Origin of the sequence: Monoglobus pectinilyticus (assembly GCF_002874775.1) — a bacterium.
Lineage (GTDB): Bacteria > Bacillota > Clostridia > Monoglobales > Monoglobaceae > Monoglobus > Monoglobus pectinilyticus.
In genome coordinates, this window is record NZ_CP020991.1 from 265,146 (window position 1) to 289,191 (window position 24,046).

Below are 24,046 nucleotides of genomic sequence, written 5' to 3' on the forward strand. Positions count from 1 at the left end.
ACAAATTTAAAAATATTTTCTTCAAAGTATGTATTACTTAAAACAATTGATATATTACAATATTTTCGGATGATAAAAGTATAATTAAAATTCATATAATACTGCAATCTCTAACACGAACTTATTTTCATTTTTTCACTTCCTTTCTTTAAAATTAATTCAAATATCATAAATAAATTTTTTTGAAATACTAAATATATTGTAATATACTATTTTTTATAGTTCAAAGAAATATTTAAAATGTCTGAATGAAAATATTAATTGATTAACAATAATTAAACCATTTAACTATAAATAGCTAAAAAAATATGCGTAAAGAGAAAATTAATAAATTTAACTTTCTATTTACAGTTTATAATTCACGATATTATACATATTATATTTTAATAATTTATAATAAGTATTATTATGTATATTTCTGTGTTAATGCAAAAATAAAATAAAAATAATTTTTAATAACCGCATATTATATTGGATTATTTTTACAATATTATTATTGTATATATTACCAAATTGTCATAGAATTGTCAACATTTTTATGTATATTTTCTTTTATTTTAATGAATAAGTTATATTTAATAAATAATTATAATAATTAAGATAATAAATAAATCAAATCTAGCTATTATATAATAACTAGATTTTTAATAGAAATTTATGATATTCTATTAATTAATATAATATATTTTAAAAATAATTTTAAGTTCTGCGTTAATTTTACTCAAATTTATACCATATTCTAAATTCTTATTTTATTATCAATTTATATCAATTAACATATTATATTAATTTTAAAGCTCCTCATATCTTTCTAATAATTTTATAATGTTCTACAAATATCTAGTTATTAAATTTATACCTATTGAATAAAATATATAAATATTTTTTACTATACAAATACTAATTGACATACAAGTTAGAGTGTGCTAACCTATATGTGAGGAAATAGCTTGATCATGCTTTTGATAAGGAGTGTTTATTAATGAAAACGCTTAAAGATGCAGAATGCGGCAGTACTGTCAAAGTTGTCAAACTTAATGGCAGCGGTGCATTAAAACGAAGAATAATGGATATGGGAATAACGAAAGGTACTGCTATAAGTGTTCGCAAACTTGCGCCTTTGGGAGACCCAATGGAATTAAGAGTAAGAGGTTATGAACTGTCTCTTAGAAAATGTGACGCTGAACTTATAGAGATTGATTAACATACATATTTAAGGAGAAATCTATGACTGTAAAAATCGCACTTGCCGGAAATCCAAATTGCGGAAAAACTACTATATTTAACGCTTTAACAGGATCGAATCAATATGTCGGAAATTGGCCCGGTGTTACCGTAGAAAAAAAAGAAGGTACTTTAAAATATAACAGCGATGTTATTATTATGGACTTGCCCGGCATATATTCATTATCTCCATACACATTAGAAGAAGTTATTTCTCGAAAATATTTAATATTAGAACGTCCTGACGTAATTTTGAACGTAATTGACGGGACAAACATAGAACGCAATCTATATCTTACAACTCAGCTGCTTGAACTTGGAATACCTGTTGTAATTCTCATAAATATGGCAGATATTTTAAAAAAACAAGGCGATGTTTTAAATCTTCAAAGATTTTCGGACGCCTTAAGCGGCTGTCCGGTTTTTGAGGCATCTGCGCTTAAAAATGACGGTATTTCTCAGGCTGTAGATAAAGCTATAGAGTTAGCTCAAACTGATAAAAATAAGAAAATTTTAAGACCTCTTCTTTTTAGCCCAAAACTTGAGGAGACTCTTGCATTTATATCTCATAAGCTTAGCAGGGAAATCCCTGATACTCAAAAACGCTTCTTTGCTATAAAAATTTTTGAAAGAGATAAAAAAATTAACGAGTTAATAAATTCAAATTATATTCCAAACGTTGAAGATATAATTAAAAAGACCGAAAAGACTTTTAACGATGACAGTGAAAGTATAATTACTAACGAACGATATGCTTATATTACCTCTATTATTAAAAATTGTTATATAAGGAAGTCTGATAATGAACAGACATTATCAGAAAAAATTGATCTAGTTCTAACAAATAGGTTTGCAGCTATACCAATTTTTATAATAGTAATGTTTGTTATGTACTTTGTTTCAGTTACAACAGTTGGTTCTTATGTAACCGATTGGATGAATAATGGAATATTTGGAGAGGGATGGAGTTTATTTGGAAACTGGATACCGGGTATCCCGGTAATTGTTGAAAGTTTCTTAAGCTTTATTGGAACTGCGGACTGGCTCAATAGTTTGATTATTGACGGAATAATTGGCGGTGTTGGTGCTGTGCTTGGTTTTGTACCTCAATTAATGGTGCTTTTTATATTTCTAGCCTTCCTGGAAGGCTGTGGATATATGTCTCGCGTTGCTTTTATTATGGACGAAGTTTTCAGAAAATTTGGTCTGTCAGGAAAATCATTTATTCCTATCTTGATTGGAACAGGGTGCGGCGTTCCGGGAATTATGGCTTCCAGAACTATAGAAAATCCGGCTGACAGAAAAATGACAATAATAACAACAACTTTTATCCCATGCGGAGCAAAACTTCCTGTTATCGCTTTATTTTCAGGAGCTTTATTCGGAGGAGCCTGGTGGGTGGCTCCAAGCGCATATTTGCTTGGAATATCAGCAATTGTTGTTTCTGGGATTATACTTAAGAAAACCTCAGCGTTTAGCGGAGACGATACTCCGTTTGTTATGGAATTGCCTCCATACCACATGCCAACCGCAACAAATGTTTTGAGAAGTATGTGGGACCGCTCATGGTCATTTATAAAAAAAGCAGGAACAGTGATATTAATTTCAACAATAATAATATGGTTTTTGTCAAATCTCGGCTTTGAGAACGGAAATTTTGGATTTGTAAATGACTTTTCTAATGGACTGCTGTCTTACATTGGAAGATGGATATCATGGATTTTTATACCTCTTGGGTTTGGCAGCTGGAGAGAAACTGTTGCTACACTTGCAGGGCTTATTGCTAAGGAAAATATAGTAAGCACTCTTGCAGTCCTGTTTGACTTTTCGCAATCCGGTTCAATTGAAGGTTCCTGGGGTATATTGACTTCAGCGTTTACACCATTATCGGCCTATTCATTTTTAGCATTTAATCTTTTATGTGCTCCATGCTGTGCAGCAATGGCAGCGATAGCAAGAGAAATGAATAATAAAAAATGGACTGCATTTGCTATTTTATATCAAACGGGATTTGCGTATATAATTTCTTTATGTATCTACCAACTTGGCTCGTTTATAGCTTATGGGACATTTAATATTTACACTTTCTTTGCTGTAATAGCATTTGCAGCTTTATTATATGCTATTTTTAGAAAAAACAGATATAAGAAGTCAAATGAGTATTTAAATGAATTTAATAAAAAACGGACCGCATAAAAAAATGCAGGTCCGTTTTTAATAATTATATATTTAAAACTCTTTTTGCGTTTTTATAATATATATTTTCTAGTTCAATTTTTTCAAGACCGATACTGTCTATAAACTCTTTTTCTTCTTTTACCCGGTGCCATGGATTATCGGTTCCAAATAAAACCTTATCACTTCCATGATTTCTAACAATACGTTTAAATTGTGCCTTATCCATAAATCCGGCCGTATATGAAGTGTCAATCATTATTGGCGTTCCAACTATGTATTTTTCTACGGCATCCCATTCTTTCCAGCCACCCATATGAGCTGCAATAATCTTATCTCCGCTTATATAATCCAAAACATGATTCAAACATTCCGGCATGCAGTGAACAGGCTTTGGCATACCAATATCCTGTCCGGCATGAAACACAACATAAAGACCAAGTTCATCTGTCTTTTTTAAAATTCTTTTTATTTCCGGGGAACTCACAAAAACCCCCTGATATTCCGGATGTAACTTTATACCCAATAATCCGGCCTCTTTGATTTCTTCCAGAACTTTCTCACAATCATTTTGTAATGGGTGAACGCTTCCAAAAGATATGATTCCGTTATGTCCATTTATTTCCGCTGCAAATTTGTTTATTGATGTTGATTGGGTAACGGTGGTTGCAATTGGTAAAACCACAGAATAGTCAACATTATCCTCTTTCATTGTTTTCAGCAGCTCACCAAGGCTGCCGTCTGTTCTGGCGGGAAAGTTTTCACCCTGAATTTTTACAATATTATCCTCAAGCGAATGAATCGCTCTCTTAGATATCTTGTCCGGAAAAACATGCGTATGAAAATCAATAATCACTGTAAATCCTCCTAATATTAATTGTCATATCCAAAAATTTCATTAGCAATCTTGACGGTTGCTCTTGCGTCTTTTCCATAATAATCGGCGCCGACAAAATTAACATACTCCTCATTTAATACAGCTCCGCCGACTACTACCTTAGCGCTGCTACCTGCTTCTCTTAAGGCAGAAATTGTATCTTTCATACTTTTTACCGTTGTTGTCATCAATGCGCTGAGACCGACCAGCTTAATATCATTCTGAATTACAGCGTCTACAACACTTTCTATAGGAACGTCTTTACCTAAGTCAATTACATCATAACCATAATTTTCGAGCAGCATTTTTACAATATTTTTTCCAATATCGTGAATATCACCCTTAACTGTAGCCAAAACAATTTTACCTTTTTTATTTTCTCCTTCTTTTTTTGAACTGTCACGTATAATTTCAAAACCACATTTTACAGCCTCTGCAGATTGGATAAGCTGCGGCAGAAACGCCGTTCCCTTTTCGTATCTGTCTCCCACAATATCAAGAGCCGGAATAAAATAATTGTCAATTATCTTTATAGGGTCTAAATCTTTGAGCATTTCTTTTGTTGCTATACCTGTTTCTTCACGTCTTCCATCAATGATATAAGAAGTAATATCTTCATTTGTACCTTTTGCCGCATTCGTATTATCACTAACTTTTCCGGCACTATCTTTGCCGGAACCGGTTTCAGACACATAATCTGCATAGTTTGAAATATAATCTACAGCGTCAACGTCCTGATTGTTCAGCACTTTAAAACCTCGGACTGTTTTCATAATATCAAAACTCATTGGATTAACTATTGCAGAATCCAGCCCTGCGCCAAAACCTGCGGCCAAAAATACACTGTTTAAAATTGGTCGCGCAGGAAGCCCGAATGACACGTTGCTTACTCCGAGCACAGTTTTAACCCCAAGTCTCTCTTTTACCAGCTTGATAGCGTTTATTGTTTCTATAACTAACTTCTGTTGGGCTGAAGCTGTAAGTACTAAACAATCAATAATAATATCTTCTTTTGGTATTCCGTATGTTTCCGCTGTACGTACTATCTTTTCAGCAATTTTATATCTTCCCTCTGCCGTTTCAGGTATTCCGGTTTCATCAAGACATAAACCTACAACAACCGCACCATATTTTTTAGCTATTGGAAAAATAGCGTCCATACTTTCTTGTTTGCCGTTAACAGAATTAATAATAGGCTTACCATTATATTTTCGTATTCCAGCTTCAACGGCGTTTTTGTCACTACTGTCAAGCTGAAGAGGCAGGTTTACTGCCGCCTGTATCTCACTGACGGTTTTTGCAAGAGTCTCCGCTTCATTTATCTCCGGCAAGCCACAATTAACGTCAAGGACATCAGCGCTGTTATGCATTTGCGAGATAGCTTCACTGACTAAATACCCAAAATCCTGTTGTCTTAATTTTTCCTTCAGTTTTTTCTTTCCGGTCGGGTTAATTCTCTCTCCAATAACTGTAACGGCGTTATCAAAAATAACAGTTTTAGTTCCTGACGACACTGCTGTTACATGCTCATATTCCGGACTGAAAAACTCAACAGCCTCAACCAAATTTCTTGTTTCCTTAATAAACTCCGGAGTTGTGCCGCAGCATCCGCCTATAACAGAAACGCCTTTTTCTGCAATTTTTTTCATAAAGTTAGAAAAATCCTCAGCCAAAATATTATAGACTGTCTTATCATTCTCAATATGCGGAAGTCCCGCATTAGGCTGAACCATAACCGGTACCCGTGAGTATTTTATGAGCTCATCTATAGTTGGCAATAATTCTTTGGGTCCTAGAGAACAGTTTACACCTAAAGCATCTACTCCTAATCCAGAAAGTGTGACAGCAACCGACTTAGGGTCACAGCCGACAAATGTTCTACCGTCTTCTTGAAATGTCATCGTGACAAATACCGGCAGATTTGTATTTTCTCTTGCAGCAAGAATGCCGGCCTTAACCTCCAACAAATCAGACATCGTCTCAAACAGGACTATATCAGCACCGGCTTTTTCACCTGCAACTAATTGCCGTTTAAACATTTCATACGCATCATCAAAAGATAATGTTCCCATGGGCTCCATAAGCTGCCCTAAAGGACCAATATCAAGAGCTGAAAACTTTGCGCCGCTTTTTTTAGCAAGTTGCACTCCTGCTGTTATTATCTCTTCTACCGAGTATCCGCAGTCAGACAGTTTCAACTCATTAGCTTGAAAAGTGTTTGCTGTTATTACATCTGCACCTGCTTTTACATATTCTTTGTGTATTTCAAGCACTGTTTCAGGTTTCTCAATATTATATACTTCAGGAAGACCTCCAGGCTCAAGACCGGATTTTTGAAGCATGGTTCCCATGGCTCCGTCAAAAAATAATCTATTATGCTTTATATACTCTGCCACGCTCACAAGTAGTTCCTCCTTTTCTGAACATACAATTTTCTCTCATTGAACAAATATCGCATTTTGATTTTTTCTTTTTAAAACTTATATTTTCAGTAAATCCAATTATTGCGGTAACCGACTTTCCGGGTATCATTAAAGAGCTGTTCGTCACTGTCAATCCAATTTTTCTGTTGGCGTCAAGAACATCGAGTAAATTTTTCTGAATGTCAATTGGCAAATCTCCATAACCGGGAGAAAAGCGCAAATTTGTTCCTTTCCCTAAAACTTCCGCCTCAGCTTTTATTTTCTTTTCAACTTCATCGCAAACCTTTTCGATAAATTCAGTGGCGCAGCTATCCATTACTACCGCCTTCAGCATATCATTCCCTTGTGCAATACGTATGCTGTTATCAACTTCTATACCGAGCGTCACAGCCATAACGGCACATTTTCGGCATTCGCGCAAATGCTCATATATATCATTGCCTTCAAGTCTTAAACTGGTACCAACAACATCTATACAAGAAACTGCATCATGATATCCGACTTTTATATCAAAAATCTTATACACATATCTATACCGCGAGATTTTTTTTATTTCCTCTATACAGTTATCAATCATAGTTTCGGTATTAGTATCAATTTCCTGACCTCTATGTCCTAAATATCTTAGTATTTCATTTTTATCAAGCTCAATATTAAACATTAAACCACTCTCTCAAATTATATTATACATATTCAAGAAGCTGCTTAGCTATCTCAGGTTTGTTCATAGAATACAGATGTATACCACACGTATTATTTTTTACCAAATCGCTTATTTGTCTTCCGGCATACTCTATTCCGGCTTTTAGAAGATCGTCAGGGCTGGATTCATATTTATATAGAATTCTAACCATTTCCGAAGGCAAAGACGCACCGCACATAAATATCATATTAGAAATCTGGCTCTTAGACATCATTGGCATTATACCGGGAGTTATTGGAACGGTAATACCGGCTTTTTCAGCAGCTTCAAAAAATCTATAAAAGTATCTGTTGTCAAAAAACAGCTGTGAGACAAAAAAATCTGCACCCGCTTCTTCTTTTATTTTCATATGTTCTATACTTTTATTAAAATCATCGCATTCAATATGACCCTCAGGATAAGCTCCTGCAGCCACACATAGTTCACTATTCGTCTTAATTTCTTTTATTAGTTCAAAAGCATGACTATAACTTGCTTTTTCAGGCTCAAAACCTTCTTTTGGAATATCTCCTCTCAGGGCTAAAATATTTTCTATCCCTTCGTCCTGTATTGCCTTCACCTCTTCAAGAACACTATCAGGTGTAGAAGAAATACAGGTCATATGAGCCATAGACTCAATATTAAATTCATTTTTTATCTTTGATGCAAGCTCTATAGTTTTATTTCTGTTTGAACTTCCTCCTGCTCCGCAGGTTACACTAATAAATTTCGGTTCAAGATAAGACAATTCTTTTAGCATAATTCCCACATTTTCAAAAGCCTCTTCCTTTTTGGGAGGAAAAATTTCAAAAGATATTATAGGTTTGTCATTTTTATTTTTAAACAGTTGAGAAATCTTCATATTCTATCTCCTAGTATCAAATATATTTAAATTTTCATACGCAGATTAATAACAAAAACCGCAAAATTTTAAAATATTATATCATAACAATTGTTTATATGCAAATAAATAAATTTGTAAATTATACAAAAATAAACTATATACACTCTATATACTTGACAAGAACGGAAAAGAAAGTTATATTTAAACTTGTTGTTTTTCAATATTTTAAAATTTATTTAGATTGGAGATATGAAAATGAGCGAAAATTGCACACATGATTGTTCAAGCTGCGGTGAAACTTGCTCTGAAAGAGAACAGGAACAAAATAGTTTTAGGGTAGATTTGGGAGCGCATAGTTCTGTAAAAAAGGTAATAGGTATTGTCAGCGGAAAAGGCGGCGTAGGTAAATCTCTCGTCACTTCACTTTTAGCTGTAAACATGAAGAAAAAGGGACACAATGTTGCAATTTTGGACGCTGATATAACAGGACCGTCAATACCAAAAGCTTTCGGTATAACCAATAAGGCCGTTGGCAGCGACTTTGGTATTCTTCCTGAAAAATCAAAGCTTGGCATTGATATTATGTCTATAAATTTGCTGCTTGAAAACGATACTGAACCTGTAGTTTGGAGAGGTCCTATTATTGCTGGAACAGTTAAACAATTTTGGAGTGAAGTAGTTTGGGAAGATGAGGATTATATGTTTGTTGATATGCCGCCGGGAACCGGAGACGTACCACTGACAGTTTTTCAGTCACTCCCAGTTGACGGTATAATTATTGTCACTTCACCGCAGGAGCTTGTCTCAATGATTGTCGGCAAAGCAGTGAAAATGGCAGAGTTAATGAATATTCCGATTATTGGACTTGTCGAAAATATGAGTTATGTAACCTGTCCTGACTGCGGCAAAAAAATAAACATTTTCGGAGAAAGTCATATAGATGAAATAGCAAAAAAACACAACATAAAAGTATTGGATAAGCTGCCGATTGATCCAAACATTGCGTCCGCATGTGACAATGGTATAATAGAATCAATATCCGAAAATCCAATACCAAACTCTATTGAAGCAATAGAAAATTTGTAATAAAATTAAATGTAATGATATATAAAAGGTCATAATGTGAAATACCACATTATGACCTTTTTTTATCTTATATAATTTGTTTTTATCTTTGCTTCACGTTCAGGCGGTTCTATTCCGGCCTCTTTTGCTGCATTTAAAGATTTCAAAATCCATGCCATATTTCTTCCAAGTATTCTCATAGTCTGAACGCCTTCTTCGTCTTTCAAAACTTCCTCAGGAGTATTCCCATGAACCATGTTCCAATAATTTGAACAAACAATAGGCATATTTGTTATGCCAAAATATTTTGAAATTTGATCAAGCGTTGCTGATGCGCCCCCTCTTCTGCAGCTTGCAACAACTGCTCCGGGTTTATATGCCAAATTAGAGCCTCCAGCATAGAATAATCTGTCTAAAAATGAAGTTATCGCGCCAGACGCAGAAGCATAATGAACAGGTGAGCCTATAATTATTGCATCAGCAGTTCTACAACTGAGAATAGCCTTATTTACCACATCGTCATCGAACTGGCATAGTCCGTTTCCGTTTTTTGCACACATGCCGCAGCCAATACACCCTCTTATAGGAAGCATACCAACCTGAAAAATTTCTGTATTAATCCCGTTTTTTTCAAGTTCATCTGCTACTATGCTTAAAGCAGTGTATGTACATCCTTTATGTTTTGGGCTTCCGTTTACTAATAATACTTTCATAATTTAACCTCCTCATAATTTAACTTATTATTATTTTAATGGTATTATAACTATTTGATATAATTATATATTTTTTTACATTTTAAGTCAAGAAAAAAGACTCTCCAATAAGGAGAGTCATAAAAATATAAAAAGGGGTTATGAAAAACAATAGATTCAGCGTATTAATCATCACCTCTTCTATTGATAAATTAAAATCCGCCTCGTCCGCCGCCGAACCTTCCTCCAAATGTTCCTAATTTTGAAATGGTTTCAGAAGTCGTTATACTTCCAATTTCAGTTCCTCCAATATAATTTGAAGGCTGACTATACAGTCCGTCTATGCTTTCACTCTCAGCTGTCCCACCATAAGAGATAGTATAAGTATCATCTGAATCTAAATCAGGTGAGCTGAAAATCAAAGCCTGGTATTCTTTTGACGGCTTAAATGTAATTATATCTTCACCGCTTGAATTTTTGATATTAATTATAGTCTCTTTTTGTACAGCTTCAGACAACGATACCACTAAAACATTTTGTTTTGAATCATCACTTGGTATTTCAAGCATACCATTGCTTCCGACAGCAACAATATAACCTCCGTTTATCCACATGGAACCGTCTGTATCAAGCGGACTGTCTCCGCCGCTCGTTGGACCGTCCAGGATGATCGTTCCGCCATTAACTTCCAAAAATCCATTGGAGTCAATTGCGTCTGCCATTGCGTCAATATAGATATAACCTCCGTTTATAGTGATAGAATGACCGTTATTATCAACGTCCGTACGCTGCCCTCCAAAATTAGCCTGACCATTAAAACTAGATATATTTTGTCCATTATCAGTTGGTCTTTCACCATTTGGAGGGAGGGAATCGGGCTGCTGCATTATTTGTTCTGTATTACCAGGGGAAAAATCAGGCGGCATATTATTTTGCTGATTATCAATATTTCCATTAACAATTCTCTCAGCAAGACGCTCTAAAATCATACTTGAATCCATTACACCATGTTCCATACTATCACTGCCTGTTCCTCCGGCATTTAACCCATCGTCTGTGGATATTATATGAATGTTTCCGCTGTTGATTGTCATTTCTGCTTTACTTTCTATTCCTTCTGTGGAATATTCTATATTTATATCACCTGCATTAACATTCAAATTTCCGTGAGCGCTCATACCTTTGCCCTCTTCAGAATAAATATTTAATTCACCGCCGTTTATCTCAGTAATATCTCCCGAATGAATACTATGGTCAATTGAATGTATATTTATTTTTCCTGAGTTTATATAAATATCTTCTGCTGCTTTTAATCCTTTTGAACTTTTTTCATTGGTAGTAACGCCTTCCTCCTGAGTTTGCTGTGTGTCTTCAATATTTCCACTTATTGATAATTCTCCATTTTCAACCATTGATTTAAGCTTTTCAGTTACTTCCTCAACGGTCATATTATCAAAAACTGAAGTATCAATGTTATTTAATATTTGTGAAATACCGCCTTTTTCATTTACGTTATTTCTGTAGTTTTCCGGTAAAGTGTTAGAATCAAATTTCGCTCCGTCGTCCTGCGGCTCATTTCTTTCAAAATCATTCGGAAAACCGGTAATGTTTTTGTGTGAACCGATTATTTCCCCGGTAGTAGTCATATTTATTTCACCGCCATCAACTATAACATTCCATTCACCCGACTGAATACCGTCACCGTCTGAAGTAATATTCAAAGTTCCTCCTATTATCTTAACACCACATTTGGCATGTATCCCGTCACCTATTTTTGAATTTATCGTTATATTCCCGTTTTCTATCCTTATATCATCATCACCGGCAATACCATGTTTATAATTCGCATTAATTATTAAGGAACCATTGCCTTTTATCTCCAAATTATCATCACTGAATAAGGGGGCACTTGCGTCTTCATAATTATATTGCTCACTATCAGTAAGCGTATTATCAGTTCCGTCTGTTAATGTTATATATCCTTTGTCGGTATTTTTAAAATATATTGCCGGACCGTCACTATTCGTTATGTCTACACCGCTTAATCTAAGCTTAACTTTTTCATCGGTATTTACAATAATCATTCCGTCTTCTGTTTTGCCGCTGACTTCAAAATCTCCGCCTTCGGTTATATATACAATTTTATCATCTGTTTTAACTCCGCTTCCGTTTACTTCCATAGAAGTCATATTTATTGTTCCAAGATTTTCTTTCCATGAATCATCTTCAATCTCTTCTTTTTCAGTTATATAAATAGTATTGGTATTTTCATTCCATTCTACCTGAGCTCCTAAAAATTCAGATATTAATCTCACCGGAACCAATGTTCTGTCATTTAGTACGACTGGAACTGTCTCAGTATTTATCACCTCTCCGTCTTGATTAGTGATTTGACCGCCTATTGTCATAGATATTGATTTTTTCTTCTTTTTCACAGTTACAGTCTGAATTTCTTCGTCCCATTTTACCTTTGCGCCCATAGCTTCAAATATAGTTCTTGCCGGTACCATAGTAAAATTATTTATAATCTGAGGTTCGACATCAAAAACTAATAATTCTCCTTCATAATAAACATTTATGTTTTCCTCAGCCAGCGACGTTATCGGAAAGGACATTAAGAATAATAGTATAAATACAGAGAATATTGAACATAATACTTTTTTCATTTTATTCCTCCTTAAAAATATTTCCACTTGACTATACGAAAATTATAAATTAGTTTTCTTAAATAAACCTTAAAACTAAAAATAAAATTGTAAAGTTTATATGAACAAAATCTCTATATAAAAACTGAATAGCAATTTGGCTATAAGGGTAAAATAATCCAGGTGATAAAATTGATAGATACAAATTTAAAAAATAATGAGAATACCGTAAAACAGCTGTTTAACTCAGATAAGAATATTGATTTTAACTTTCGCGAATTTAAAGTTGAGTTTAAAAACGAAACGGCTGACGCTTTTTTAATATACTATGACGGAATGTCAAATCAAACATTTTTAAACCGCGATATTATGCGGTCTTTGCTCACATGCAAAGCGTATGACACAAGCGTAACACCAAAAAAAGATATTGTTTTTAAACAAATAGTATCAGTGGCGCCTCTAAGCATTGCCGAAGATTTTGATTTAATCGGAGAAAAAATCTCTTTTGGTGAATGCGGTATCTTTATAGACGGCTGCGACTGCTGTTTTATAGCCGATATAAAAGGCTGGGACTCACGAGGAGTTGATTCGCCTACTCAGGAAGTCAGCCTTGCGGGACCTCAGGAAGCGTTTGCCGAATCTATAATGACAAATTTAGCACTTGTTAGAAAGATATTAAAAAATCCTAAATTAACCGCCACTAATATTCCGGTAGGCAAAACAAATAAAATTCCCTGCGCTTTAATGTACATTGAAGGAATAACAAACAGCAAGCTTATCAAAGAGGTAACTAGAAGATTAAAAGATATAGATACCGAGTATATATTTTCTTCAAGTGATGTTGAAATGCTGATAGAAGACACCACTTATTTTCCTATGACTAGAACCTTAAAAACAGAGAGACCCGACAGAGTTGCCTCAATGCTTGTCGAGGGAAAGGTTGCAATAATAGTTCAGGGCAGCCCATTTGCATTGATAGTTCCAACTACTTCATTAGATTTGATAGAAGCCACAGAAGACAATTATGTACGTGTTCCCGAGGCAAATTTGATGAGATTAGTACGAATATTTGGCATGTCTCTGTCAATTCTTCTTCCTGCACTGTTTATTGCCGTAATGTTATACCACCAGGCAATTCTCCCCACTGACTTACTAATAGCTATTTCAGCCAGCCGTGAAAAAGTTCCATTTCCACTTATAGTAGAATTAATCTTAATGGAAATATCATTTGAACTTATAAAAGAGGCATCCGTCAGAGTACCAAACCCAATTGGCAGCACTCTTGGTATAATCGGTGGACTGATTTTAGGCCAGGCTGCAGTTGAAGCAAGCATAGTCAGTCCAATATTAATAATAATAGTATCAATAGGCGGAATTGGAGCATTTTCGACACCAACCTTATCACTTTCAAGATCTCTCAGCGTATTAAAATTTGTATATATAGCAGCGGCATATTTGTTTGGAATAGTTGGTCTGGTGGCTGCTATAATGATAACTTTGTCAGGATTGGCAGCGACTAAAACGTTTGGGTTTCCATTTCTATCCGATTTCGGAATTAACGTTCGTTCATCTGAATCATTGCTTGTAAAACCAATATGGAAAAAAGAAAGACGTCCGGCTGAACTCAAAACAAAAGATAATATAAAACAGCCGCACATAAGCAGAAAGTGGAAAAAATAAAAGGAAACAGAGTGATATCTATGAATAAAAAAAATATCAATTTAGGTATATGGTGTTTAACATTTAACTGTCTGCTGATAAAAATATTTATAGGATTTTCGAACATTCTGCTTCACGAGACAGGTTCTTCATCATGTTTGGCATTAATCTTTAGTTTTGCTGTATTTACGGCGATTTTGTTTATAGTTTACTTTTTCAAAAGATATTTTATATTGAGCCTTAAAAACACTTATTTAAGAAACACTATATTTGTGATATTAATTGGTTATTTAATATCACATAATATATATTTTATTTACCAGCTGATTAATACAATAAACAACAGCGCTTATCCCAATACTCCTCTTTGGATTGTCTTGACATTAATTGCTGTTACAGTGCTGATTGTTGGAATCAGAGACTTTTCGTCTATCTTAAAACTGCATAGTATATGCGTTCCGTTAATAATAATTGGATTGATTATAATTTCAATAAGCAGTATAAAATATGATGATATATATAATGCTCTTCCTGTATTAGGAAATGGAATCGCTTCCACGATAAGCAGCGGATTCAAACATCTGTTTGCATTTTCAGAAATAATAGTTCCAATTGTATTTTTAACAATAATGCCTGAAGAAAAGTCTAAAAATATAAACCGTTCAAAAATTATATTATACTCAGCAATTATTGGCGCTGGGATTTACAGTATATTTACTATAATATCTCTGCTGGCAATCCCGACCGACTCTGTTTTTGTAGCAGAAAATAATCCATTGTTCCATATATCAAGATTTTCAGGTATAAACCGGCTTAACACCCGGCTTGATGTGTTAAATATAATTATTTCAATCACATCCGGTATATTATATTTATCAACATCACTTGCGGTCATAAGAATTCTTATGAAAAAAATTGGTTTACCAAAAAACAGCTTCATGAAAACAACCGCGTCAATATTGGTATTGTTAATTGGAATAGTTCCTCTTTGCGGCTGTTACGACAACAGGGATATTGAAGATACCGCATATGCAATAGCTGTTGGCGTAGATAAAGACGAAAATACAGGTTCATTGATATTCTCATTTCAATTTACAAATCCGCTGACAACCGGAGAAAATACAGACCCGCAAAATTCAGGTTCAGAAGAAAGTGAAACAGAAAATAAGTCAGTAAACAATATTTCAATTGATGCTGATAATATATTTGACGGTTTAGAGAGCGTTAAAAGATTTATAGGCAAAACGCCATCACTTTCACATTTAAAACTTATTGTCTTTTCAAAATCAATAACTAACAGTGATGGGTATTTAAAAAATATCTGTGAAGATTTTATTAACATTAATGATGTGCGTCCGGAAACTAAAATATGTATAGCAAGCACAGATACCGCTAAAGAGTATCTATATGGAGTCAACCCATCACTCGAAGAAAGTATGGCTAGATATTATGAATTATTATTTTCAGATTCTTCTACAACCGAAACTTTGCAAACAAATTTAAGAACATTTTTAATAAAACTTACCGGTAGTTCAGGAGACGGGTATCTTCCAATTATTTCACCGGATGGATTTACGGGGGCAATCTTGTTTTCCGGGGAAATACCCAAAATAGAACTAAGTAATCATGAATGTCAAATTATAAACATACTTTTAGGGATAGAAAGAGATTCTATATTTTTTACTTCCGAATCCACCAATCAAGTCTACAAGATAAAAAGTTCATCACCTAATATAAAAACAAATATAGAGAATAAAAAAATCAGTGCTGAAATTGAAACCAAAATATTTGCCAAGAAAAATCAAAATGGTTCTGAAGATAATTATGAATTGCTCTATGAAGATTTAATGAATGATAGTAAAAATTTAATTGAAAAAATATATCAAAATCAATGTGATATATTATCAATCGGAAAATTTGCAAAATCTAAATTCTTATATGAATACGAATGGAAAAATGTAATCCAAGAAAAAGAAAATATCATAAATATACCGACCGTTAATATTAATTTATTATATTGATATAGTTATATAGTAAAATAAAAAATTTCAAAAAATGACACCTGCCTTTTGTAATTGACAAATTTAGATATATGTGGTATTATTATCATATTGTTAAGGAGGTAGCAATTATGAAACCTACTAGTGTCATTCGTGAATTAGATCACTATGGACGTCTCGTTATTCCGAGCGAAATGAGACGGGTACTAGGTCAATCAGATGATGAAAAAATAAGAGTTGAAATATATACATTAGACAATAAGATATTTATTCAAAGAGTTACGCCTTGCTGTGCTTTCTGTGATAGAGAAGATAATTTAGTTGAATACAGGGGAAAAATGATTTGCAAATATTGTCTTAATGATTTAACCAAACAAATATAAAATATGACCTGCGGATTAATCGCAGGTCATTATTATTTTAAGTATAAACTTGTTAATCAGCAAATAAATTTTCATATGATGGCTTTGGAGTTGCTGTTGTTTTATCTTCATTGCTTACAACAGGTGACGAGCTATTACTTTTTTCTATTGTTCTTATACCGGTAATAGCCCTTTTAATAGGTATAGAATATCCACTCTCATCATTTAAAGATACCATAGTAGTAATTTTCACTTTTGTTCCAATAGGGTTATTATTTTCTACACCAAGCTGTTCAGTCCAAAAATTTTCTACTTCAGGAATATCAGTAATAGGAATCATTTTATATGGCTCGTTTTCATCTTGTAAATAATATTTAGAATCCAATTTTGATATTATACCAACAGTCGAAATAAGAGTTTTATCTTGAACATCTTTTTTATCATATAAGTCAGCTATCGAAACTACATTTTCTTTAGTTTCATCATAATCATCTAAAATATATACGTTCATAGCTCTGTCGGTCTTACCTTCATCATCATTAACAAATTTAGCGTTTACATCAGCTCCAAAAGCCTCTGAAATTGCTCTAGCAGGCACAAATGTACGAAAATCTCTGGTTATATCTCCCTGGAAAGCCGGAGCGTCCAGTTCAACTGTTTCTTTCAAAGCTTGCTCTTCACCGTCAATTTTATAAATATCAAGTCTTGGCAAGCCAATAACCAAACGTAATGTAGTATCATATCTCACAATCTGAATTTTTTTATCAGTATTAAACCAATATACAGTAGCTCCTAAAGCTTCTGCAATGGCTCTAAGCGGTATCATTGTTCTATCATTTTGAATATACGGACGTTCAGCCTCACTAAAATCAATAGGCTGACCGTTAATATAAATGTTTTCAATAGGTGATGCAGCGTAGCTTGATATAGAAAAACTGCAAATTATACCGATGGTTATCGATAAACTTATAAACAAACAAATCAGTTTTTTCATAATAACCTTCCTTAACTATATATTTAATACATGATTTTTTCAAATCTAAATTTATTTTATATTATACTATAAATCAACCGAATATGCAACAGAAAATAATGTCAAACCTTTTAGAGTAAGTCGCAGACAGCTTTAAAACCATACATTGATTTGGAAAATTTTATAGCATTAACTATTGCTTTAGACGTCACATATGCCGATAAAGTTCCAACCAAATTAATGTCAGCTTTTAAATCACCCAGCGATAACGCATATATAGTATCTCCGCCAAGAGTGGTGTGAACAGGGCATATACTTCGTGAATAACCGTCCTGAGCCATTTGAGCAACTTTTGTCATATGTGTTTTATCAAAGTTAGCATTTGTTAAAACAGCACCAATTGTTGTATTTGTAATTATTTGATTTTCAAAATTTGAATAGAATTCAAACATTAGCTCCTGACAATCTTTTTTAGATAGTTTTGTTTTATCCTTATTCAGCACCCCTGCAACTTTCTTTCCTGTTTCAAAATCAAAAATATCTCCGAAAGCATTTACAACTACTATAGCGCCAACCATAAGACCGCCTAATTTTGCTGCATATATACCAATTCCGCTTTTAGTACAACGATCCATTCCCAACACTTTGCCTACAGTGGCTCCAACGCCGGCTCCATAACAGCCTTGCTCAGGCATATTTATTTCAGCATTTTCACAAGCTTTTACTGCCATATCAAAATTAGGCCTTTTTTTCATTGAACCAACTGTCAAATCAAAAATAGATGATTGACAAACAATAGGAACTTTAGTAACACCAACATCAAATCCAATACCTTTGGATTCCAAATAACTCATAACCCCGCCGGACGCATCAAGGCCAAAAGCACTGCCGCCGCTCAGAACCACAGCATTAATTTTATCCATAGCCATAGTGGGATTCAAAAGCTGTGTTTCACGTGAAGCCGGCCCCCCTCCTCTTACATCTACGCCGGCAGGGGCTCCGTCTTCACACAAAATAACAGTACAACCGGTGCCGCCTTCAAAGTCCTCCGAACTTCCTATCTTTACATTTGGAAGTTCTGTAATGCTTATTTCCTCTATAAGATTATCTACGAACATTTTGCTCACCTATTGCTTATTATCATTATCTCTAATCTCAACGCGCCTTATCTTGCCGCTTATTGTCTTTGGGAGTTCATCAACAAATTCAACTATTCTAGGATACTTATAAGGAGCTGTATGTTTCTTTACATAATTCTGAACTTCTTTTTTTCTTTCTTCGCTGCCTTCAACACCTTTTACCAAAACTATTGTAGCTTTAACCACCTGGCCACGGATCGGATCCGGTGCAGGAGTAATAGCGCATTCCAATACATAAGGAAGTTCCATGATAACACTTTCAATTTCAAAAGGTCCTATACGATAACCTGATGATTTTATGACATCATCTGTTCTTCCAACATACCAAAAGTAACCGTCCTCGTCACGCCAAGCCGTATCTCCCATATGATATACGCCGTCATGCCATGCTTCACGCGTTAATTCCTCAGAATTATAGTATCCTTTAAATAATCCGCATGGAATACTGTTCTTAGTATTAATAACAATTTCACCGACTTCGCCGGCTGCAGCAGATTTACCGTTTGGCAAAACAATATCAACATCATACAGCGGACTGGGTTTGCCCATAGAACCTGGTTTTGGCGTCATACCAACAAAATTGCCGACTACAAGAGTAGTTTCTGTTTGACCAAATCCCTCCATAAGCTTTATACCGGTATGTTTATAAAATTGCTGATATACTTCGGGATTAAGCGCTTCTCCTGCAACAGTAGCATACTCGAGTGAAGACAAATCATATTTTCCCAAGTCTTCTTTTATAAAAAATCTAAACATCGTAGGAGGTGCGCAGAAAGAAGTAATATTATATTTCTTAAACAGCGGTAAAATATCCTCTGCCTCAAATTTATCAAAATCATATGTGAATACTGCGCCTTCACACATCCACTGACCATAGAGTTTTCCCCACAGCGCTTTTCCCCAGCCAGTATCTGATATAGTAAAATGAATACCGTCAGGATTTACATTCTGCCAATATTTTGCAGTAATAAAATGCCCCAAAGGATATTTATGGCTATGCATTGCTATCTTAGGATATCCGGTAGTGCCTGACGTAAAGAACATCAGCATAGTTTCGTCTCCGCATGCAGTTTCATCCGGATTCTGAGGACGAGGGAATTCATCACTGAAGTTTTCAATTTCATTGTCAAAGTCATGCCAGCCTTCACGCTTGCCTCCAACCATAATTTTTAAGACGTCAAAATCACAATTTTTTTCGCCAAGCTCTGCCTGATGTGCCGTATCACCATCTGAAGTACAAACTATAGCCTTTACTTCAGCCGCCTTAAACCTATAATCAAAGTCGTGCTCAACAAGCAGGTTTGTTGCGGGTATTACAACAGCGCCTATCTTATGTAATGCAAGGATAGAAAACCAGAATTGATAGTGGCGTTTTAAAACAAGCATTACTTTATCGCCTTTTCCTATTCCAAGTGACTTAAAATAATTTGCAGTCTTAGCGGAATACTTTTTCATATCTTCAAAAGTAAACCTGCGTTCTTCTTTCTCTCTGGACAAATGCAGCATAGCCATCTTATCAGGAGCTTTTTCAGCAAGCCTATCAACAATATCAAATGCAAAATTAAAATTATCTTCATTAATAAAATCTATCGATTTAACAATACCGTTTTTGTCCGTTTCAGTTTTAAGATAGTTTTTATATATCATATCATCTGAATCTTCACGGATAGGAACAGGCTTTTCAGGAGTTATTTCAACATTTTCTATATAGCTTGTCCCTCTGCCGTTGGGAGTCAGCACTATTGCATAAAATTTACATGTGTCACAATCAACAGCAATCATACCGTGAGGAGTCTTGCTGTCGTAATAAATACTATCTCCGGGATTCAATATTTCAATATTATCACCTATTTGCACTTTAAGCTTACCGCTTAAAACAATATCTAACTCTTGTCCCTCATGCTTTGAAAGCTTTATATCCTTATGCTGTTCCGCTTCAGAAAATGGTGCGGTTACAAGAAATGGTTCTGCAATTCTATTTTTAAAAAGAGACGCCAAATTATTATATTCAAATTCTTTACGTCTTACTATTTTCATACCTTCACCGGCACGAGTAAGCTCATATCCTGACAAAGTTGCGCTTTGTCCTTCTAAAAGATCTGTAACATCTACGCCCAAAACTCTGGCGCAAAGACAAATAAATGAAAAACTAAAATCACTTTCACCGTTTTCGATTTGCTTATATTTTTCGATGTCAACTGAAGTCTTTTCAGCAACTTCTTCCATCGTTAATCCATCAATTTCACGTAAGGTTTTTATACGTTCAGCAACCTCTTTTATTCTTCCGTCCAAAACATTGTCCATACTGATAACTCCTTAAAATACAAATTTTATAAAAATAATAGATAATATTATTTAGTAAAATAATACAAACTCTATAAATTTAAGTATAGCATTACTAAAAATGTTTGTCAACTTACTTATATTTTAGCTTTTTCGTTCTTTTTCTCTAAATATTTTTTTAAATATTGACCTGTATATGACGCGCTGTTTTTTGCCACTTTTTCCGGCGTACCTTTAGCGACAATAGTTCCTCCGCCGTCTCCGCCTTCCGGACCTAAATCAATAATATAATCAGCAGTTTTAATAACATCCAAATTATGTTCAATAACCACAACCGTATTTCCTGCATCTACAAGCTTTTGCAAAACATTTATAAGCATATGAACATCCGCAGTGTGCAGTCCTGTTGTCGGTTCATCCAATATATATATTGTTTTTCCTGTGCTTCTTCTGCTGAGCTCAGTGGCAAGTTTAACTCTTTGAGCCTCACCTCCGGACAGAGTTGTGGATGGCTGACCTATTTTTATATAACCCAGTCCAACATCATATAAAGTTTGAAGCTTTCTGCTTATTTTAGGAACATTTTCAAAAAAGCTGCACCCCTCCTCAACTGTCATCTCCAGTACTTCATAAATATTCTTACCCTTATATTTAACTTCAAGTGTTTCTCTATTATACCGTTTTCCATCACAAACTTCACAAGGCACATACACATCAGGCAAAAAGTGCATTTCTATTTTAATTATTCCGTCTCCTGTACAGGCTTCGCATCTTCCGCCCTTTATATTAAAACTAAACCTTCCTGACTTGTAGCCTCGGGATTTTGCCTCCTGGGTTGCCGCAAACAACTCCCTTATATCTGAAAACAGACCTGTATATGTTGCTGGATTACTTCTTGGAGTACGGCCGATAGGAGACTGGTCAATATCAATAACCTTATCTAAATTTTCTTCCCCCTTTATACTCTTAAACTTGCCGGGTTTCTTTTTCGAACCATTTAATACATTTGATAAATGTTTGTATAATATTTCGTTTACAAATGAGCTCTTTCCGCTTCCTGATACGCCGGTTATACAAGTAAAAGTTCCAAGAGGTATTTTGATGTTGACATTCTTTAAATTATTCTCTTGACAGCCTTTAATTTCTAAGTTAAATCCATTTCCTTTTCTTCGTGTTTCCGGAACAGGTATCAATTTTTTACCTGACAAATATTGACCTGTTAAAGAAGTTTCACATTTCATAATTTCCTTGGCGGTTCCTGTTGCCACTACTTCTCCGCCATGTATTCCTGCGCCGGGTCCTATATCCACTATATAATCCGCAGCAAGCATTGTATCTTCATCATGTTCAACCACTATCAAAGTATTTCCTAAATCTCTTAACCGTTTCAAAGTCTCAATCAGTTTATCGTTATCTCTCTGATGAAGTCCGATACTGGGCTCGTCCAGAATATACACAACACCCATTAAGCTTGAACCTATTTGAGTTGCCAAACGTATTCTCTGTGCTTCACCTCCGCTTAACGTTCCCGCACTTCTAGAGAGCGTCAAATATTCCAATCCAACATTTTTTAAAAATTTCAATCTCTCTTTTATTTCCTTAAATATATTTTCGGAAATTATTATGTCTTTTTTTGATAAACTGATTTTTATATTAGAGAAAAAATCGTAAGCTTCAGTTATAGACATATCACTTACTTGGTTTATATTTAACCCTCCAATAGTGACCGCCAAAGATTCCGGCTTTAATCTGGCTCCTTCACATTTAGGGCAAGGCATATCTACCATAAAAGTTTCTATTTCAGCTTTCATCCAGTCAGAATTCGTTTCTTTATGTCTTCTTTCAAGATTATTAATTATGCCTTCAAATCTTGCATACTGAACTCCTTTTGAAAATTTTCTGTCATAGGTCAGCTTTATTTTTTGGTCACCGGTTCCGTATAAGATAACATCAAGTATTTTTTGGGGGAGATTTTTAATAGGCTCATCAAGACTGAATTCATAAAGTTCAGATAAACCTCTGTAATACATATACGAAATCGAATTTTTGTCAGTTCCGTTCCAACCGCTTGCGGCTATTGCACCTTGGTTTATAGATAATTCTTTATCAGGTATAATAAGGTTTGGGTCGATTTCAATAATATGTCCTAAACCTGCGCATTCCGGACACGCACCATAAGGAGTGTTAAAAGAAAACATTCTAGGCGTGAGTTCTTCTATGCTTATACCGCAGTCCTCACAAGCATAATTTTGTGAAAACATTAACTCTTCTCCATCTATTATATCAACAATCACAAGCCCATGTGCCATGTTTAAAGCTGTTTCCAATGAATCAGCCAACCTTTTATCAATACCCTCTTTTATAATAAGCCTATCAACAACTATGTCTATGTTATGTTTTTTCTGTTTATCAAGACGGATATCCATATCAGAAATTTCGACAGTTTTTCCGTCTATTCTTGCCCTTACAAATCCATTTTTCCTTGCGTCTTCAAACGTCTTTACGTATTCGCCTTTTCGTCCTCTGGCAACAGGAGCCATTATTTGTATTTTAGTACGCTCAGGCAGATTACGAACAGAGTCAACAATTTGGTCAATGGACTGGGGCGAAATCTCTTTTCCGCAATTAGGACAGTGTGGCACACCTATTCTTGCATATAACAATCTGATATAATCATATATCTCTGTCACTGTTCCTACTGTTGAACGCGGATTTCTCGCCGTTGTCTTTTGGTCAATTGATATAGCCGGAGACAAACCATCTATTGATTCAACATCTGGCTTGCTCATTTGACCTAAAAATTGTCTGGCATAAGCTGATAAAGATTCAACATATCTCCGCTGACCTTCAGCATAGATAGTGTCAAAAGCAAGTGAAGACTTTCCGGAGCCGCTTAAACCGGTAAAAACTACAAGTTTATCTCTTGGTATTTCCAAATCAATATCTTTTAAATTATTTTCCTTTGCACCTTTTACAATTATATTTTTGTTCATATTTATGTCA

General features: G+C 34.6%; 16 protein-coding genes. 6 read left to right on the top strand and 10 right to left on the bottom strand.

From position 1 onward, the window contains the following. The first annotated feature begins 982 nt into the window (after positions 1 to 982). Positions 983 to 1,204, top strand: a complete 222-nt coding sequence (locus tag B9O19_RS01220) for a FeoA family protein (protein ID WP_102364727.1) — start codon at positions 983 to 985, stop codon at positions 1,202 to 1,204. Positions 1,205 to 1,227: 23 nt separating this feature from the next. After that, positions 1,228 to 3,420 carry a ferrous iron transport protein B gene (gene feoB, locus B9O19_RS01225; RefSeq protein ID WP_102364728.1) on the top strand — a complete coding sequence of 731 codons (2,193 nt, stop codon included), beginning with the start codon at positions 1,228 to 1,230 and terminating at the stop codon, positions 3,418 to 3,420. 25 nt (positions 3,421 to 3,445) lie between these two features. On the opposite strand, the gene B9O19_RS01230 is transcribed toward feoB, so the two are convergent. Genes B9O19_RS01230 through B9O19_RS01245 form a run of 4 tightly spaced genes read right to left on the bottom strand, consistent with a single transcriptional unit; the run spans position 3,446 to position 8,243 of the window. Then, positions 3,446 to 4,255 (bottom strand): amidohydrolase family protein, encoded by an 810-nt coding sequence (locus B9O19_RS01230; protein WP_158648876.1) that lies wholly within the window; start codon positions 4,253 to 4,255, stop codon positions 3,446 to 3,448. Between the two features lie 17 nt (positions 4,256 to 4,272). Then, the gene (locus B9O19_RS01235; protein ID WP_172620945.1) at positions 4,273 to 6,678 is read right to left on the bottom strand and encodes a homocysteine S-methyltransferase family protein; all 2,406 of its coding nucleotides are present in this window, start codon (positions 6,676 to 6,678) and stop codon (positions 4,273 to 4,275) included. Continuing rightward, positions 6,650 to 7,360 (bottom strand): vitamin B12 dependent-methionine synthase activation domain-containing protein, encoded by a 711-nt coding sequence (locus B9O19_RS01240; protein WP_207655132.1) that lies wholly within the window; start codon positions 7,358 to 7,360, stop codon positions 6,650 to 6,652. Before B9O19_RS01240 ends, B9O19_RS01235 begins: the two co-directional genes overlap by 29 nt. Before the next feature lie 22 nt (positions 7,361 to 7,382). Continuing rightward, positions 7,383 to 8,243, bottom strand: coding sequence for a methylenetetrahydrofolate reductase (locus B9O19_RS01245; protein WP_102364730.1), 861 nt, complete (start codon positions 8,241 to 8,243; stop codon positions 7,383 to 7,385). 237 nt (positions 8,244 to 8,480) lie between these two features. On the opposite strand from B9O19_RS01245, the gene B9O19_RS01250 reads away from it, so the two are divergent. Further along, positions 8,481 to 9,311, top strand: a complete 831-nt coding sequence (locus B9O19_RS01250; protein ID WP_102364731.1) for an Mrp/NBP35 family ATP-binding protein — start codon at positions 8,481 to 8,483, stop codon at positions 9,309 to 9,311. 62 nt (positions 9,312 to 9,373) lie between these two features. On the opposite strand, the gene B9O19_RS01255 is transcribed toward B9O19_RS01250, so the two are convergent. Then, the gene (locus tag B9O19_RS01255) at positions 9,374 to 10,003 is read right to left on the bottom strand and encodes a flavodoxin family protein (RefSeq protein WP_102364732.1); all 630 of its coding nucleotides are present in this window, start codon (positions 10,001 to 10,003) and stop codon (positions 9,374 to 9,376) included. A gap of 191 nt (positions 10,004 to 10,194) precedes the next feature. Continuing rightward, positions 10,195 to 12,648 carry a carbohydrate-binding domain-containing protein gene (locus tag B9O19_RS01260; RefSeq protein WP_102364733.1) on the bottom strand — a complete coding sequence of 818 codons (2,454 nt, stop codon included), beginning with the start codon at positions 12,646 to 12,648 and terminating at the stop codon, positions 10,195 to 10,197. Between the two features lie 171 nt (positions 12,649 to 12,819). Between B9O19_RS01260 and B9O19_RS01265 the strand changes: the two genes are divergently transcribed. From B9O19_RS01265 to B9O19_RS01275, 3 genes are all read left to right on the top strand, one after another. Then, positions 12,820 to 14,307: a spore germination protein gene (locus B9O19_RS01265; protein WP_158648877.1), complete on the top strand. Its 1,488-nt coding sequence runs from the start codon at positions 12,820 to 12,822 to the stop codon at positions 14,305 to 14,307. Positions 14,308 to 14,327: 20 nt separating this feature from the next. After that, a complete protein-coding gene (locus B9O19_RS01270) occupies positions 14,328 to 16,307 on the top strand; it encodes a GerAB/ArcD/ProY family transporter (RefSeq protein WP_154058595.1) in 1,980 nt (659 codons plus the stop codon). Between the two features lie 110 nt (positions 16,308 to 16,417). After that, entirely contained in the window at positions 16,418 to 16,669 is a 252-nt protein-coding gene (locus B9O19_RS01275) for an AbrB/MazE/SpoVT family DNA-binding domain-containing protein (protein WP_102364736.1), read from the top strand. Positions 16,670 to 16,721: 52 nt separating this feature from the next. Here B9O19_RS01275 and B9O19_RS01280 read toward each other — a convergent pair whose 3' ends face one another. The 4 genes from B9O19_RS01280 to uvrA all read right to left on the bottom strand — a co-directional run bounded on the left by B9O19_RS01280 (position 16,722) and on the right by uvrA (position 24,036). Next, the gene (locus tag B9O19_RS01280; protein ID WP_102364737.1) at positions 16,722 to 17,642 is read right to left on the bottom strand and encodes a copper amine oxidase N-terminal domain-containing protein; all 921 of its coding nucleotides are present in this window, start codon (positions 17,640 to 17,642) and stop codon (positions 16,722 to 16,724) included. Positions 17,643 to 17,752: 110 nt separating this feature from the next. Further along, the gene (locus B9O19_RS01285) at positions 17,753 to 18,721 is read right to left on the bottom strand and encodes a P1 family peptidase (RefSeq protein WP_102366576.1); all 969 of its coding nucleotides are present in this window, start codon (positions 18,719 to 18,721) and stop codon (positions 17,753 to 17,755) included. A 27-nt stretch (positions 18,722 to 18,748) separates the two neighbouring features. Next, a complete protein-coding gene (locus tag B9O19_RS01290) occupies positions 18,749 to 21,064 on the bottom strand; it encodes an AMP-binding protein (RefSeq protein WP_102364738.1) in 2,316 nt (771 codons plus the stop codon). 116 nt (positions 21,065 to 21,180) lie between these two features. Next, a complete protein-coding gene (gene uvrA, locus B9O19_RS01295; RefSeq protein ID WP_102364739.1) occupies positions 21,181 to 24,036 on the bottom strand; it encodes an excinuclease ABC subunit UvrA in 2,856 nt (951 codons plus the stop codon). Between the last annotated feature and the right edge of the window lie 10 nt (positions 24,037 to 24,046).